Origin of the sequence: uncultured Fibrella sp. (genome assembly GCF_964250085.1) — a bacterium.
Taxonomy (GTDB): domain Bacteria; phylum Bacteroidota; class Bacteroidia; order Cytophagales; family Spirosomataceae; genus Fibrella.
This window is the reverse complement of sequence record NZ_CAXUEC010000009.1, coordinates 166,584-182,807: the sequence shown is the minus strand read 5'-3', so window position 1 is coordinate 182,807 and position 16,224 is coordinate 166,584. Positions and strand designations below refer to the sequence as shown.

The 16,224-nt window shown below is 53.8% G+C and carries 10 protein-coding genes; 8 read left to right on the top strand and 2 right to left on the bottom strand.

What is annotated here, in order from left to right; translation table 11 throughout:
• Positions 1–59: 59 nt before the first annotated feature.
• A complete protein-coding gene (locus ACFE8Q_RS23775) occupies positions 60–473 on the bottom strand; it encodes a VOC family protein (RefSeq protein WP_375447936.1) in 414 nt (137 codons plus the stop codon).
• 116 nt (positions 474–589) lie between these two features.
• Between ACFE8Q_RS23775 and tsaD the strand changes: the two genes are divergently transcribed.
• The 7 genes from tsaD to ACFE8Q_RS23740 all read left to right on the top strand — a co-directional run bounded on the left by tsaD (position 590) and on the right by ACFE8Q_RS23740 (position 10,248).
• Entirely contained in the window at positions 590–1,600 is a 1,011-nt protein-coding gene (gene tsaD / locus ACFE8Q_RS23770; RefSeq protein ID WP_375447935.1) for a tRNA (adenosine(37)-N6)-threonylcarbamoyltransferase complex transferase subunit TsaD, read from the top strand.
• Positions 1,601–1,683: 83 nt separating this feature from the next.
• Positions 1,684–2,706 (top strand): VWA domain-containing protein, encoded by a 1,023-nt coding sequence (locus ACFE8Q_RS23765; RefSeq protein WP_375447934.1) that lies wholly within the window; start codon positions 1,684–1,686, stop codon positions 2,704–2,706.
• A 100-nt stretch (positions 2,707–2,806) separates the two neighbouring features.
• A complete protein-coding gene (locus ACFE8Q_RS23760) occupies positions 2,807–3,382 on the top strand; it encodes a ribonuclease HII (RefSeq protein ID WP_375447933.1) in 576 nt (191 codons plus the stop codon).
• Positions 3,383–3,579: 197 nt separating this feature from the next.
• Positions 3,580–4,764, top strand: a complete 1,185-nt coding sequence (locus ACFE8Q_RS23755; protein ID WP_375447932.1) for a pyridoxal phosphate-dependent aminotransferase — start codon at positions 3,580–3,582, stop codon at positions 4,762–4,764.
• Positions 4,765–4,852: 88 nt separating this feature from the next.
• The gene (locus ACFE8Q_RS23750) at positions 4,853–6,424 is read left to right on the top strand and encodes a flavin monoamine oxidase family protein (protein ID WP_375447931.1); all 1,572 of its coding nucleotides are present in this window, start codon (positions 4,853–4,855) and stop codon (positions 6,422–6,424) included.
• Positions 6,425–6,546: 122 nt separating this feature from the next.
• Entirely contained in the window at positions 6,547–7,545 is a 999-nt protein-coding gene (locus ACFE8Q_RS23745; protein WP_375447930.1) for a Hint domain-containing protein, read from the top strand.
• A gap of 339 nt (positions 7,546–7,884) precedes the next feature.
• The gene (locus tag ACFE8Q_RS23740) at positions 7,885–10,248 is read left to right on the top strand and encodes an RND family transporter (protein ID WP_375447929.1); all 2,364 of its coding nucleotides are present in this window, start codon (positions 7,885–7,887) and stop codon (positions 10,246–10,248) included.
• 17 nt (positions 10,249–10,265) lie between these two features.
• Here the strand turns inward: ACFE8Q_RS23740 and ACFE8Q_RS23735 are convergent, their stop codons facing one another.
• Positions 10,266–14,915, bottom strand: a complete 4,650-nt coding sequence (locus ACFE8Q_RS23735) for a CheR family methyltransferase (protein ID WP_375447928.1) — start codon at positions 14,913–14,915, stop codon at positions 10,266–10,268.
• Positions 14,916–15,098: 183 nt separating this feature from the next.
• Here ACFE8Q_RS23735 and ACFE8Q_RS23730 point away from each other — a divergent pair, with 183 nt between their 5' ends.
• Positions 15,099–16,211, top strand: coding sequence for a chemotaxis protein CheB (locus ACFE8Q_RS23730; RefSeq protein WP_375447927.1), 1,113 nt, complete (start codon positions 15,099–15,101; stop codon positions 16,209–16,211).
• The last annotated feature ends 13 nt before the right edge of the window (positions 16,212–16,224 follow it).

Sequence of the window (16,224 nt, the reverse complement as noted above, 5' to 3'; positions counted from 1 at the left end):
AGTTTAGGAACTGCCATTTAAACGGTAAAAGTGGGCTTTTCGTTACATGCTTTTACTGCTCAATTTTTAGCGGATACGGTTGGACCGATCAGATCCCATAAATTGCCGTATAGGTCGGCAAAAACGGCCACGATTCCGTAGGGTTGCTCGGTGGGTTCCCGTACAAACTGAATGCCTTTTCGGGTCATTTGGTCGAAGTCACGCCAGAAGTCGTCGGTGTTCAGAAATAAAAATACGCGCCCACCTGTCTGATTGCCAACCCGGCTATGCTGCTCATCGTCAGTCGCCTTTGCCAGTAATAGCTGGCAACCCGGCCCGTCCGTTGGCGACCCCGGCGGCGAAATACGTACCCAACGTTTGGTGTCGCTGAGCGGCGTATCCTCAACCAGCGTGAAGTTTAGCTTATCGACGTAAAAACGAATGGCCTCGTCGTAATCAGCAACAACGAGGGCAAGTTGGGCGATGTAGGGCATGGGCGTTTTGTAAGTTTAATGTCTACTGTCTAAAGTTGTGCGGCTATCAACAAGTTCGCCGTGCCGCAGCGCAACTTTAGACGGTAGACATTAAACATTGGACTAATTTTGCCCCAATGACACTGCTTGCTATTGAATCATCCTGCGACGAAACGTCGGCTTCGGTTTTAACCGATGGCCGGGTGCTGTCGAATATCATTGCTGCTCAGTTAATTCACGAACGCTACGGCGGAGTGGTGCCTGAACTGGCATCACGGGCGCATCAGCAGCATATTGTGCTGGTCGTCGAGCAGGCGCTGGCAGAGGCAAAAGTAGCCAAAACCGACCTGTCGGCCATTGCGTTCACGCGCGGACCGGGCTTGCTAGGCTCCCTGCTTGTCGGCGCGTCGTTTGCCAAAGCGTTCGCCCTGGGACTGAATATCCCGCTCATCGAGGTGAACCACATGCAGGCGCACGTACTGGCTCATTTTATCAAAGACGTACCTGACCAGAACGTACCTGAATTTCCGTTTATCTGCCTGACAGTCAGCGGTGGACATACCCAGCTTGTGCGTGTAGATGGTCCGCTCGATATGCACGTGATTGGCCAGACACAGGACGATGCCGTGGGCGAAGCCTTCGATAAATCGGCCAAACTCCTGGGGTTGCCCTATCCCGGCGGTCCGTTGATCGATAAATATGCCAAACTGGGTAATTCGCTGGCGTATCCATTTCCACTAACCGACATGCCCGATCTGGACTTTTCGTTTAGTGGAATCAAAACGGCGATCATGTATTTCCTTCGCGACCAAACGCGGAAGAGTCCAACATTTGTGGCCGATAATCTGAACGATATTTGCGCCAGTATTCAGCACACTCTGATTCAGATGCTGCTGAAAAAACTGACAAAGGCGGTGCGCGAAACCGGTATTCGCCAGATCGCTATTGCCGGGGGTGTATCGGCCAATAGTGGACTGAGAACCAGTTTACTGACGCTTGGAGCAGAGCAGGGCTGGCAAGTATTTATTCCGAAGTTTGAGTACTGCACCGACAACGCCGCTATGATTGCCATGGCGGCGTACTTTAAATATCAACAAAACGAATTCGTCGGCCAGGACGTCAGCCCGTTGCCACGAATGGAATTATGAAAAAATTCGGATTGGGGATTTGTTGCTGACGCGTGATACGCTTGCGTCAGCAACAAATCCCCAATCCGACATCCCAAATTCTCATGCCCTGGTACGCGCTTTACTGGTTAATGCCCCAAACCCTTCGGTCGTTTCATTACGATAACCGCTGGGCACTGTGGCTCATACCGTTATCGCTGGGGCTGTTTGGCCTGCGCAGGCTGCTCGGCCGGCGGTATCATCAGCAGCTACGGGTATCGCTGGCGGGGCTGGTTGGTTCGCGTCCAGATGGCTGGATGTTGATAATCAGCTACTTACGATTTTTGATGCCTTTATGCGTCTGGTTGGCTATCAGTTTTCTCCTGTTGGCTTTAGCCCGTCCGCAGGTGGTTCGCCAATTGCGCGAGGAACAATCAGATGGTATCGATATCGTACTGGCCATTGATATTTCGTCGTCGATGACCGAGACCGATCTGCGACCCAACCGGCTGGCGGCAGCCCGTCAGGTGGCGCAGGGCTTTGTAAACGGACGGAAAAACGACCGAATCGGGCTGGTTGTCTTTGCAGGAGAAGCCTATTCGCTCTGCCCGTTAACAACCGATTACGCGCTGCTCCTGCAATATATCCGTGAGCTGAATCCTAACATGATTCGCACAACGGGCACAGCCATTGGCGACGCGCTGGCCCGGAGCATCAACCGCCTGCGCAATTCGCCCGCCAGGAGTAAAGTGCTGATTCTCTTGAGCGACGGCGACAACACGGCGGGCAACCTGGACCCACTCACCGTTGCGCGGCTGGCGCAGAATTTCGGCGTCAAAATATATACCATCGCCGTGGGGAAACAGACCCGTTCGACCGATACGCTGGGCGTAGCCACGCAGTTTGATGAGGGAATTCTGAAAACGATTGCCAAAGTTGGGCAGGGTGCATTTTTCAGGGCTAACGATGTCGATCAGCTTCGCCAGATTTTTTCCCGCATCGACCGGCTCGAACGGGCACCCGTACGCGTACAGACCTACGAAGATGTGCAGGATCAGTACCGGCCCTATATTTACTGGGGCATGTTGTTCCTGCTATTAGCGCTGTTCCTGAAAAACACCGTGCTGGGGAATAGTCTGGAAGACTAAAAAGGCCAATGTCCAGGGTTTAACGTCTAAAGTTGCGCTGCTCTCTACCGGTTTGTTATGAAGCAACGCAACTTTAGACGTTGAACTTATACCTTGATTCATGCTTAAATCACACTATACGCCAACTATTCTTGAAGCGGGGCTCGACGAAGTGGGGCGGGGTTGCCTGGCGGGCCCGGTGGTGGCGGCGGCGGTGATTCTGCCATCCGATTATCGCCATCCGGTCCTGACCGATTCCAAGCAACTATCTCACCGGCAGCGGAATAAACTGCAGGTCGATATTCGCCGGGATGCCATTGCGTGGGCCATTGCCGAGGTGTCGCCCGCCGATATTGACAAAGTCAATATATTGAAAGCCAGCTTTTTAGCCATGCACCGTGCCACGGATGCCCTGTCGGTACGGCCCGAGCATTTGCTGGTCGATGGTAACCGGTTTACGCCGTACCCGATGGTGCCGCACACCTGCATCATTAAAGGTGATTCACTGTATCTGAGTATTGCCGCTGCCTCTGTACTGGCGAAAACCTACCGCGATGAGTTGATGGAACAGCTTGGCCTAACGTACCCAGCCTACGGATGGGCACAAAACGTTGGCTACCCCACCGCCTACCACCGCGCCGCAATTCGTGAACATGGCACTACACCCCACCATCGCCTGAGTTTCCGACTGTTGTAAGGTTTACTGATTGATTAGTTACTGGTTATCGCTTCGCTAGTCGAAGGGCCTTCAACGCGAAGCCAACTAATCAACCAATCAACCAATACCCCTTCTACCAGGGCGAATTTTTGCGTAGATTTGTTTCTGCGCTGTTTGTTCATCTATTGTCGTTGATAAGCAAAATATTCTATTGGAATAATTAATTTCTACAAAATATGTCACACGTCATCAACCGTCGTAACTGGCTTCGGTCAACAGGTTTACTCACAGCCGGGCTAGGCCTTAGCCGCTGGCAGGAAGCTCGTGCCGACTTTATTCCTGAATCGGCAGCCGCCGAACAGCGTCTTTTTCAGGAATTTGCCCAGCTAACGACCCTGCCGCCCGATACGATGCCCGCCCTGAAAGCGCGGTTGTTTGCCAATGAAAATCCATACGGAATTGCGGCCAGTGCTAAAGAGGCAGTGAACAAAGCCACCGCCGTCGGCAACCGGTACGCCTGGATGGAGTTTGCGCAACTGAAAACGCTGATTGGTCAGGCAGAAGGCGTGACGGCGAAAAGCATCCTGATCACCCCCGGATCATCCGATGTACTGATGGCGGCGGCGGTCCATTATTCGCAAAGAGGGCCAATCCTGACCTGCCGCCCTACCTACGACGACCTGCTTGAACGGGCCACGGCCATGAAAGGCCAGATTCTGACGGTGCCTGCCACGGCGGGGATGGGCTACGACCTGGCCGCGTTGAAAGCCAAAGCTCTGAGCACGCCGGGCCTGTCGATGGTCTACATCGTGAACCCGAATAACCCCACCGGAACCATCTTGCCACCCGCCGAACTGGCGCAGTTTTGCCGGGATGTGGCCCCCACAGTACCCGTCTTCATCGACGAAGCCTATATCGACTTCCTTGAACCGGCCGACCGGCCCATGCTGGGTAAACTGATCAGCGATGGTCTGGATGTTATTCTGGCCCGTACGTTCTCGAAAATTCACGGTTTTGCGGGGCTACGGCTTGGGTACGTGATGGCCCAGCCCAAGACACTTCAGCAGATCAAGCCTTTCACCAACGGCGAGTTCGCGGTGAGTATCACCACGTTGATGGCCGGTATCGCCAGCTATCAGGATCAGGCGTGGCAAACGTATTGCCGCACCGAAAACACCAAAGCCCGCGACTACACCATGAAGGCGCTGAAAGGCTTGGGTTACGAGCCGATTCCGTCCTACGCGAACTTCATTCTGTTTCCGATAAAGATGAAAACCAAAGCGTTTGAAGGGCAGATGTATGGACAGGGCGTTGGTATTCAAACCCGCGAAATTGACCGGCAACCCTACTGCCGCGTCAGCATCGGCACGCAGGCCGAGATGGAAACGTTCATCGACGCATTCAAGAAAGTAGTAGGCTAAGTCCAAAGAGTGAAAGAGTGGTTTTTCGGCATTGCCCCCCGCCGGAATGCTGAAAAACCACTCTTCCCCCAATTCCAAATCTCTTTTTATGACCCGACGGGATTTTATCAATTCAACATCAGCTAGTTACGCATCGATGCTGGCCTGGGGTTTACTGGCTCCGGCTCCGGCCGAGGCGTTTGATCTACCTGCCAACGGCTCGGTTGCTGATCCCGCAACGGGCGTTGCGGCTGGTCGGAAAGTGGTTATTCTGGGGGCTGGTCTGGCGGGTATGGCCACAGCCTGGGAACTAGGTAAGCTGGGCTACGACTGCACGGTACTCGAAGCACGAAGCCGGTCGGGCGGGCGGGTATGGACGGTTAGAGGTGGAACATCGGAAATGGAGATCGATGGTACCCCGCAGACCTGCCGATTCGATGAGGGCTACTACTTCAACGGTGGCGCGGCCCGTATTCCGCACCATCATCAGCTCACGTTGCAGTACTGCCGCGAACTGGGCGTACCGCTGGAGATTTTCAACGGTAACAACGAAGCCGCCTACCTTTTCAATGAGGGCGGCACAGGCCCGTTTGCCAACCGCCGCATCCGAATCAAGGAATACCATAACGACATGCGCGGCTATACGGCCGAACTGCTCGCCAAATCGCTCGATCAAGGAGCGCTGGATCAGCAACTGACCAAAGAAGATATTGAAAAGCTGGTCGATTTTCTGAAAAATGAAGGCGATCTCAACACGGCGCATCTGTATAAAGGCACCAACCGGCGCGGCTACAAAAGCGAACCCGGTGCAGGTACGTCGACGGGTATGATCAACGACCCGTATGGCCTGACGGATATACTGCGGTCGGGATTTATGCAGCCCGTTTTTTACAACGTCGGCGATTATATCTACGAACAGCAAACCACGCTGCTGCAACCCGTGGGCGGTATGGATGCTATTCCAAAAGCGTTTGAGAAGCGACTGGCGGGTAAAATCCAGTTCAACTCGCCCGTTACCGAACTGCGCAAAATGGAGAATGGCGTTCGGGTGGTGTACCAGAAAGATGGCAAGCCAACTGAATTGCAGGCCGAGTTCTGTGTGTGTACGTTGCCACTGCCGGTGCTGAAAAATATTCAGTCTGACCTATCCGGCCCGGTGCAACGGGCGGCCGATTTTGTACCGTATATCAAAACGGGGAAGATTGGCCTGCAATTCAAGCGCCGATTCTGGGAAGAGGAAGACGGTATTTATGGCGGTATTTCGCGGACCAATCAGGATATAAATCAGATCTGGTATCCGTCGTTTGGTTTTCAGAAACCCAAAGGCGTGCTCATCGGCTATTACAATTTCTACAGCCGGGCCGAAGCGGTGGGGGCGTTGCCCGTAGCCGATCGGCAGAAAGTGGCGCTGGAACAGGGGCGCAAAATTCACCCGCAATACGATGCCGAATTTGAGAATGCGTTCTCGCTGGCCTGGCACCGCATTCCGTATTCGGGCGGTGGCTGGGCCGTTTATGATGACGCCACCCGCCGCAAGCAGTACACTGCCCTGCTCGAACCCGACGGCCCGATCTACTTTGCCGGTGAACACACCACGTACCTGACCGCGTGGATGGCCGGTGCCCTTACCTCGGCCCGACGCACGGTAACCGCCCTGCACGACAGGGTGGGAAAACTATGAAGACCCCACCCCGGCCCCTCCCCGCAAGGGAGGGGAGCTACTCGGCCAATTCAGCGGAGCATTTCTCCCTTACGGGGAGGGGCCGGGGTGGGGTAATCAACCAGAATACAAACCAACATAATATGAAACGTACACTTCCCTATTTCTTCTTCCTGGCTGCGGCCTTCGTTGCCAGTTTCTTTGCCCAGCGCGTGATGGCGCAGACGGCCACACCAGGAACGTTAACCGCCGAGCAGGCAACGGCCTTGAAGGCGCTGAAAATCAATAATCTGGAAAAAGACACGTACGTAAAGTCGGGCGGTTTTATTCTGGAGCGGTACGAAGATCGGCCTGCCTACGTATTCAATTACAGCGATGGTATCAAGCGGAAAATCTACCTGTACAAAGTGTATTCAGCGGCTGATACGAAGGACCTGGGCCTGTTGGCTATTTATCAGAACGGTAAGACCAACGAATTGAAATCATTCGTTATTCCTGGTGCTGCCGGTGAGCCAAAAGCCTGGGATGCCTACCTGGATGATATGAAATATGTGGGCGAAAAAGAGCCCGGTCTGATGCCCGCGCTGGCGTTTGTCATCAGCCGCGAGATGGCCATGCTGATGGGTGGTGGGGCCGGTAAAACGGAAGAAGGGGGCGCCAAGAAAAAAGAAGAATATAACTTCTGCTTCGGGCCACAGTCGCTGGTTACATTGGCCGATGGTGGCTCGAAAGCCATTGTCGATGTGCGTGAAGGCGATGTGGTGATGAGCTACGATGCTGCGAAGCAAGCCCTTTCCGGCACCCGCGTGACAGCCCTGAACACGCACCCGATGGCGGGCGAGGCCACGCTGGTGGGCATCTGGACAGTGCCAACCAACCAACTGACCGCCAGTGTTGCCCTGATGCCTGCACCCGCCCAACTGCTCGAAGCCACTGCCAACCACCCCGTTCTGACAACCACAGGTCGTAAAGCACTTGGCGAGGTAGCGGTTGGTGAGCTTGTTTACCGCTGCGAAAATGGAGCAACGTACCTGGCCCGCGTTGTACGTACGGGCAGCACAGGCCGCGCCGCTATGGTTTACAGCCTGACCACCGAAAAAGGCAACTACGTAGTGGCCGGTACAGTGGTACTGGATAAGTAAAACGTCATTTGCCCGGCATCAGAGATAGTCATTGATGGTCATTCATTGTTTTGTAACAAATGATCATCAATGACTTATCTTTCAGTTGTCGCTTGCCTGTGTTGAGTGGCAACTGAAAGATAAGTCATTGATTATCAAGAGATTGGTTCGTTTTAGTGCGGGATATAGCCACATGCTGGCTGGTAAGGCAAGTTACCATAGAGTCATCAGGTTATGAACCCCATCTGAATGGCTTAAAACCACGTTATTCTGGCTGCGTAGGGGCTGAAGCCCACGTTACGTTGAGCCAAACACGGTTTGTTTGGCTAACTTGCGGCTTCGTTTGCCCCTTGCTTCTCCATGATCTGGACCCGACTTTCTCTTTTCATCCTCTCTAATCGGCGGCTGTTGCTGGCCTTCATCCTGCTGGCAACTGTTTTTATGGGCTACAAAGCGGCCCAGGTGAAACTGTCGTACGAGTTTGCCAAAATCCTGCCCACCACCGATCCTGATTACGCCACCTACGAGGCGTTCAAAGCGCGGTTTGGCGAAGATGGAAACGTGATGGTGATCGGTGCCGAAACCGATTCTATGTATCGCCTTGGCTATTACCGGAACTGGCAGGCACTCAACAAACAGATCAAAGCCATCGATGGCATCCGTGATGTGGTGTCGAATGCGGGGCTGTATACCATTACGCTCAACGACAGCACCGATAAGTTTCAGTTTCAGCCGCTGGTGAAGAAGCCGCTCGAAAGTCAGGCGGAGGCCGACAGCCTGAAGGCGACGATTGGCCGACTACCGTTTTACCAGGGGTTGGTCACCGACTCCTCGGGAAGAGCGCATCTGATGGCCGTTTCGTTCGACCAGAAAAAACTGAATACGCGGGGCCGTATCGCTACTGTTCGGCAGATCGAGGCGCTGGTTGATGCATTTGGTAAACAGCACAATACGGTGATGCACCTGTCGGGTTTGCCCTACATTCGGACTGAATTTACGGCGAAGGTGAGCAACGAGATGATCCTGTTCATTGGCCTTGCTTTCGCTGTCACGGCGCTGATTCTGCTCTTCTTCTTCCGGTCGTTATCCGTGGTGGGTATTGCTATGGCGGTGGTGATGGTGGGCGTGATCTGGGCAGTGGGCTACATCGTGCTGTTTGGTTATACGATTACCATTCTATCGGGCCTGATTCCACCGCTGATTATCGTTATTGGGGTGCCCAACGCCATTTTTCTGCTCAACCGCTACCATGACGAGCTCAACAAAGCGGGCCATTCGAAAGAGGAAGCGCTAGCTATCGCAACGGCCAAAGTAGGGGAGACCACGTTCTTCGCCAACGTGACCACCTCCATTGGCTTCTTTGTTTTCTACTTCACTAACAGCCCGTTGCTGCTCGAATTTGGGCTAGTGTCGTGCCTTGGCATTATGAGTACCTACGCCACGTCGCTGATCCTGATTCCGATCTTGTTCAGTTATATGCCGGTGCCATCGGAAAAGCAGCGCGGTCACCTCGACAGCCCCTTACTAAATCGTTTTCTGAGCTGGGTCGACCAACTGGTACACAAACGACGGGTGGCGATCTATACCTTCGTTGGGGTCTGCGCTGTAGCGGGTTTGATCGGCATGAGTCTGATCAAGGCCGTTGGGTACGTTGTTGATGACCTGCCTAAGAATGACCCGATCTACACCGATCTAAAATACTTTGAAAAGGCCTATCATGGCGTGTTGCCCTTCGAGGTGAGCATCGACGCCGGCCGGCCGGGACGGGTGCTGACCCCTCAAACGTTGACCAAGATCAGGCTGTTGCAACGCGAGTTTGCGCAGCATCCCGAATTTGCCCGGCCCCTCTCGGTGGTTGAGGCGGTGAAGTTTTTCTACCAGGCTTACCGGGGTGGCGAACCGCGTTACTATATTTTGCCGCCCGCCCTGGAAATGGCCAAGCTACAACGCTATACCGGACAGATGGGCAGCGGCACTTCGCGCAAAGGATCGGTGAGCCTGGCGGCCTACGTCGATTCAACGCGGCAGTTTACGAGGGTCAGCTTTCAGGTGGCCGACGTGGGTACGGCCCGTCTCCGCGAACTGATCGACATGCTGCAACCCCGTGCCGATTCCCTGTTCAACTTCGACCGTGAGTCAGGTACGTTCGTGCCCGCCGCTGACCGGTACGTGGTGAAACTGACGGGGAATAGTGTGGTCTTTACGCGTGGCAATGAGTACCTGCTCCGTAACCTGGCCGAGAGTACGCTACTGGCTATTGTGCTGGTGTCGGTCATCCTGATCATTCTCCTGCGTGATATACGGCTGAGCCTCATCGCCATTCTACCGAGCGTGGTTCCGCTGTTGGTCACAGCCGGGCTGATGGGCTATTTCGGCATCAACCTGAAACCGTCGACCATCCTGATTTTCAGTATCGCCTTTGGCCTGTCGTCCGACGGAACGATCTATTTCGTGACCAAGTACCGCGACGAGCTGCGGCATGGTGCCGATGTGGCCGAGGCCGTGTCGCGTACTATCCGGCAAACGGGTGTGAGCATGGTCTACACAGCGTTTATCCTCTTCGCCGGTTTTGCCATTTTTACGGCCTCTACGTTTCAGGGTACGGTTTCGCTGGGTATTCTGGTGTCGATTACCCTGCTGATGGGCATGACCTCCAACCTGGTGTTGCTCCCTGCTTTTCTGATGACCATGTACGAACGCCGCCGCAACAAAGTGGCGGCCTGAGGCTTTTCAGGTACGTTCTACGGCGCTGCACTATATGTTTTCGGTAGTTCGACCTGGATACGGGTGCCTTCGCCGGGGGTGGTATCAATGGTGATGCGGCCACCAAGCAGATTGCATAATCGTTTGACAATGAACAGGCCGATGCCTTCGCCAGACGACGTTGGTACCGAAAGCTGGTTTTCGTTGCTGCTGTTTTGCTCCGCTTCGCTGCTGGGCGCGGCCGTGAGCATGGCTACCAGCAAAGGAGATAGCCCCGACCCGGTATCGTGAACGCTGAATGACCAGTAATCGGTCTCTTCGTCCTGCTTCCAGCTTACATTCACCCCACCATTTTTGGTGTATTTAAGGGCATTCAGCACCAGATTTTGGGCTATCCGGCTAAACTTGACCACATCACCTTCAACGGGTAGCTTCTCTACACCAACACCCCGCAGAAACAGGCTCTTTTCTACCGCCATTGGTTGAAGCCCGGCTACTAACTCGCGCAACACGTCAGCCGCATCGAACTGGCCTTCCTGAAACTGCTCATGACCAGCTTCCAGCCGGGAATAGTCGAGCAACTGGGTAAGCATCTGGGTAACCTGCCGCAGGTTACGCTGCAACATCGCCAGCATCTCGGCCCGTTCTTCTTCCGTATCCATCTCGTTGAGGAGCGAAGCCGCCCCTTCGATGACGCCGAAACTGCCCCGCAGGTCGTGTGAAGTAGCCCGCAAGAATTCGCCCCGTTGCCGGATATGCTCGCGCATGCCTTCCAGAGTTTGCACCATCTCGTCTGACCGTTCCAGCTCCTTTAACCAGGATACCCGCTGCTGTTCGGCCTGCTTCAGGGTTGTAATGTCGAGCCCCATTACCACTACGCCGTCGTCGTGCTTACTGAGTGATAGGGCTAGCCAACTGTCGGCACCCTGGCGCGTATGATGACGTTCTTCATACAGTGTCTCGCTGGTAGTCAAGATGTGCAGTAGGCTTTTGAAGGTATCGGTATACCAGAGAACGTCGCTAAAGTTGCTGATCGACTTACCAATCAGCTCGGCAGACGGCTGGCCGGTTAACTCAATAAACTTCTGATTGCAGGCCGAAAGCGTAAAGTCGGTTACATCCCCCTGTTCATTTCGATGGGCTTTCAGCAAGCCAATTGAGGCAGGCGAACTGTCGAGAACGGCCTGGAGACTGTCGGCTGTTTGACGTACCTGGGCTTCCGCATTTTTTCGGTCTGTGATATTTAAAATAGTGATCACCAGTCCATTGGCGTCTATCTGCCGGGTGATAAAGAAGGCATAGCAGCCACTCGTTGGCCGGTCGAGCTCCCGTTCGTCGTATACTGAATCGCCGGTGTTCAGCACCTGCACATACTTATCGAAGAGGCCGTTGCTTTTAAAATCGGGATGCGCCTCCAGTAAGGTTCGGGCCATGATATCCCCGGCCGATTGCCCGGTCATAGCCAGTGCTGCTTCGTTAAAGGCCGACGTTCTGAAATCGACTGGTTCGCCGTCTTCGTTGCGAACAACTTCCAGCATCGTAATACTGGCCGGAATACCGTTGAGTACGCTTTGCAGGCGATCGGCGGTTTGTTGTAGCTCGCGGTTTGCCTGTTCGAGCCGGGCGTTGGCGTCGGCCCACTGCCGGGTACGTTGCTGCACCCGCATGTCCAGTTCCTGGTTTAGCGTTTTTTGCAGGTGAATCTCCTGACTGGTGCCAATGTAGCCAATGAAACTGCCATCGCTACTGTATTGGGGCCGGGCGTTGGTAAGCATCCAGCGGTACTCGCCATCTTGCCGTTGTAGCCGGAACTCCGTATTGAAAGGCTGCCGGCGCAGAAAGTTGGTGGCGTAGGTAGCCAGGTAGGCGTCGTGGTCGTCGGGGTGAACGTTCAGGGCCAGCGATTGCCCCATCACTTCGTCTACTGCTGTGCCGGTAAACTCCAGCCAGGCCCGGTTCACGAAACTAAACAAGGCGTCGGGCGAAGCCACCCAGACCAGGGTAGGGGCATTGTCCATCAGATCACGGAACCAGGCCTGGCGTTCTTCCAGCAGGCGTTGGGCCCGGCGGTGGTCGCTGATGTCTTCAATGGCCAGCAGAACGGCCTCCTGCCGCTGGTATTGCACCACCTTACGGGCGTTGAGCCGCATGACCTTCTCCCCTATTCCGGGAAACGTATGAATTACTTCATACGACTGTATGTTGGCATTCTGGGTGATGACACTGCTCAGCAACTGCCGCAACTGGGGAATATCCCACTGTCGGTTGCCGAGTTCATACAGGAGTTTCCCTTCGGTTTCTTCTCGATTGACCCGGAAGATGGAGTAAAAGGCCTGATTGGCCGATTTCACGCTCAGATCTTTATCAAGCACAATCGTGGCTTCGCAGATGGTATCGAAAATAGCTTCGGCGTACCCATATGCTTCCGTTAGCTGATCATTGCGTAGTTGCAGTTCCTGGTTGATCGTCAGCAGTTCTTCATTGGTCGACTCGATTTCTTCCTTGCTGGTTTCGAGTTCTTCGTTGATGCTCTGCAACTCTTCGTTGCTGCTCACAATCTCTTCATTGGCCGATTGCAATTCTTCATTGGAAGCTTCCTTCTCTTCAATGATCGAGTGCATGTCTTCCCGCAACAGCGAGAGTTCGTCTTCCAGTTGCCGGATTCGGGTATTGCGTACACCTTCTGCGTCACTTTCGGGCGATGCCACGATCACCTCTTCAGCAAACAGGACCAGAAACAGGCGGGTTTCTCCTTCGCCCGTCAACGGCACAGTTTCGATGGCAACCTGATGTGGATGGCCGTTTACGTTGAGTGTCAGACCCGATTTGCGAACGCTCTGGCCTGATTTATGGGCTTTATGAACGGCATTGCGCAATTCAAAAGCCAACGGTGGCCGGGCCATTTTAAGCAGGTTCAAACTGGCTTTGCCGGGGGCGGGCTCCAGAAACAAACCCGTTGATCCCCGAAACTGGAGAATCTCAAGTTCCTGGTCAACCACTACTGATGCAGGTACGTACTGATTCAGTAACAGGTTGTCGACCAGCTTATTGAGATCATTGCCGACGCTTTTAGGCGAATAGCCTTTCTTATCCATAGTGTCCGTATTGTCCGTCCGTCCGGTTTGAACCCGGTTTGGGCTAATGCGATCGCCGTTTCGGCCAAATGAGATCTGGCCGGGTGGGATGTTGTTGCTGTCATTTCGGCGGGAATACACCCGGAAATTTTTCTCAACCGCCGTGAATAAAGCGGTTGAGTTATTGACTGTCTCCGATTTTCCCAGCAGCAGATACCCGGTTGGTTTCAAGGCGTAATGGAAGGTCGAGAAGGCTTTCCGCTGCAATCCGTTGTTCAAATAAATTAACAGATTACGACAACTTATCAGATCGAGCCTGGAAAAAGGTGGATCTTTAAAGAGGTTATGAGGTGCAAACACGCACAGATCGCGGATGGTTTTGTGGATACGGTATTGGTCATCTATTTTGATAAAGAAGCGCTGTAACCGTTCCGGCGATATGTCGATCACCTCGCTTTTTGTATACGTGCCCTGCCGCGCTTTGGCGATAGCCGGTTCGCTGAGGTCGGTTGCGAAAATATGAATGGGCGGGCTGGCAACGTCATCACCGATGGTTTCGAGTAACAGCATAGCGAGCGAATACGCTTCCTGGCCCGTAGAACAGGCGGGCACCCAGATGCGCAGCGGCTCCCGTGCCGACATATTTTTAACCAACTGGGGCAGTAGCACCTTACCCATATACGTCATGGCTTCGCTATCGCGGAAGAACGACGTGACGTTGATCAGCAGGTCGTTGTAGAGTACTCTGGCTTCGACGGGATGCTCTTTCAGATACTGGGTATAATCGGCCAGGTTATCGAGTTTATACAGCAGCATCCGCCGGATGATGCGCCGCCGGATCGTCGTGATTTTATACTGGCTGAAATCGACGCCAATCGACCGGTGAATGAGCTGAATGATGGGCCGAAGGTCTTCGTCATTGTTGGAGTCCTTCCTGGTTAGGTTCTGGTCTCTAGCAGACTCTTCTTCCTCTTCCACGTCAAGGTCATCGTCGTCGATCGTCAACCGCAGGGCATCGGCGTGCTGGCTTAACCGCAGCAGTTCGTCGGCCATTGCCTGAGGCGGCAGCACCAGATCAACCACACCTTCGGCAATAGCGACTTTAGGTATGGTTTGAAACAGGGCTGTAGTATCCTGCGCCAGGGTGATACCGCCAGCTACTTTAACAGCTTTTAGCCCAAGGGTGCCGTCGGTGGCCATGCCCGACAGTAAAATGGCAATTGCCCCGGTTTTTTGCCCTTCCGACAGGGACGTGAAAAACCGGTCTATCGGCATGTGCATGTTCCGTCTGCGTGGCATCAGGCTCAATACGTTGTCCTGAAGTTCCATCTCCTGGTTGGGTGGAATAATGTAGACATGGTTTGGCCGGATGGGCATCAGGTGGTCTGCCTCCACCACGGGCATAGACGTAGCATGACTCAGAATATCAGTCAGATTACTTTCATGGCTGGGGCTCAGGTGTTGAATATAAACAAAGGCAAAGCCTGTCGTGGGCGATAGGTGATGCAGTAATTCGGTTACAGCTTCCTGCCCGCCCGCCGATCCGCCTATAGCCACAACAGGCGTATGACCTTCCAGCGGAGTAGTGGTATCTGACAGTGTGTCGTTGTGCATGTCGACGTGATAGACGGCAATTAGTTAAATTACCGATTTTGTAAATCTATTAATTCGATGGATAAATATTAGACAATTAACTAGCTAAATGTGACGAAAATTCGTTTGTCCGGTGTCTACTGATGTATGTTTATGGGCTAGACATCAGGGCTACGATTTTGGGTAGACGATATTATTAGTTGTATGGCGAAACGAGATATTGTGGTCATTGGCTCATCGGCGGGCGGCGTATATGCTCTTCAGAAACTGGTCAGTCAATTACCGGCCGATTTCCCCGGCTCGATTTTTATTGTGCAGCATCTGGCACCTTATTCAACCAGCTTAATGCCGGCTATTCTGGGTCGGTGTGGGCCACTCGATGCCCGGCATCCGTATGATGGTGAGGCAATTAAGCCGGGGTGTATCTATATTGCCCCGCCCGATCACCACTTGTTGATTGAAAAGAACGCTGACTTTGAATCCCTGGGTCACGGTCATGCAATTCCGGCGAGTCTTGGTCATATATTGGTCAGAAAAGGCCCCAAAGAAAACAGATTTCGCCCATCAATTGATGCCTTGTTCCGGTCGGCGGCCTATAGTTTTGGTACTCGTGTTATTGGCGTGGTGCTGACGGGCCTGCTCAACGATGGCACCTCTGGCATGTGGACGATCAACCGGTTGGGCGGTGTAGGTATTGTGCAACAGCCCGACGATGCGCTGTATTCCAGTATGCCTGAAAGCGTGCTCGAATACGTTAACGTTGACCACGTTGTGCCACTTGCCAATGTGGCTCAGTTACTGGCCCAACTGACGCATGAAACAGCGCCCGAACCCGCAGATTCTCGTTTAGACACTTCTCTGGACCCTACGCTTGTGGAAAATGAACTGAATCGTATCAGAACCGAAGTCGAGGTAGCTGCGGCTACCCAGGTCAGTCCGTTCGATCGGGGTATTTTATCGATGGGTGACCTGACGCCGTTGACCTGCCCCGAATGCAGTGGCACGCTCGTTAGCTTCCGCGAGGGCCACCTCATCCGGTATCGGTGTCATACGGGACATTCGTATACGGCAAGTACCCTGCTGGCCGACGTAACTAAATCCATCGAAGATACGATGTGGAAGTCGGTTCGGGGGCTGGAAGAAAGTGTTATACTGCTCAATCAGGCCGCCGATCAACTGGAGCAGGGCGGGCAGACCGACGCCGCTGAAAAGTATCGGACGCAGTCTGCCGAAGCCCTGGACCGGGCGCACCGCATCCGCGAACTTATTTTTGCCAACGAAAAGCTCGCGCTGGATGGTACAGTGTCCAGTGAGTAGCCAAGTGTAGTAG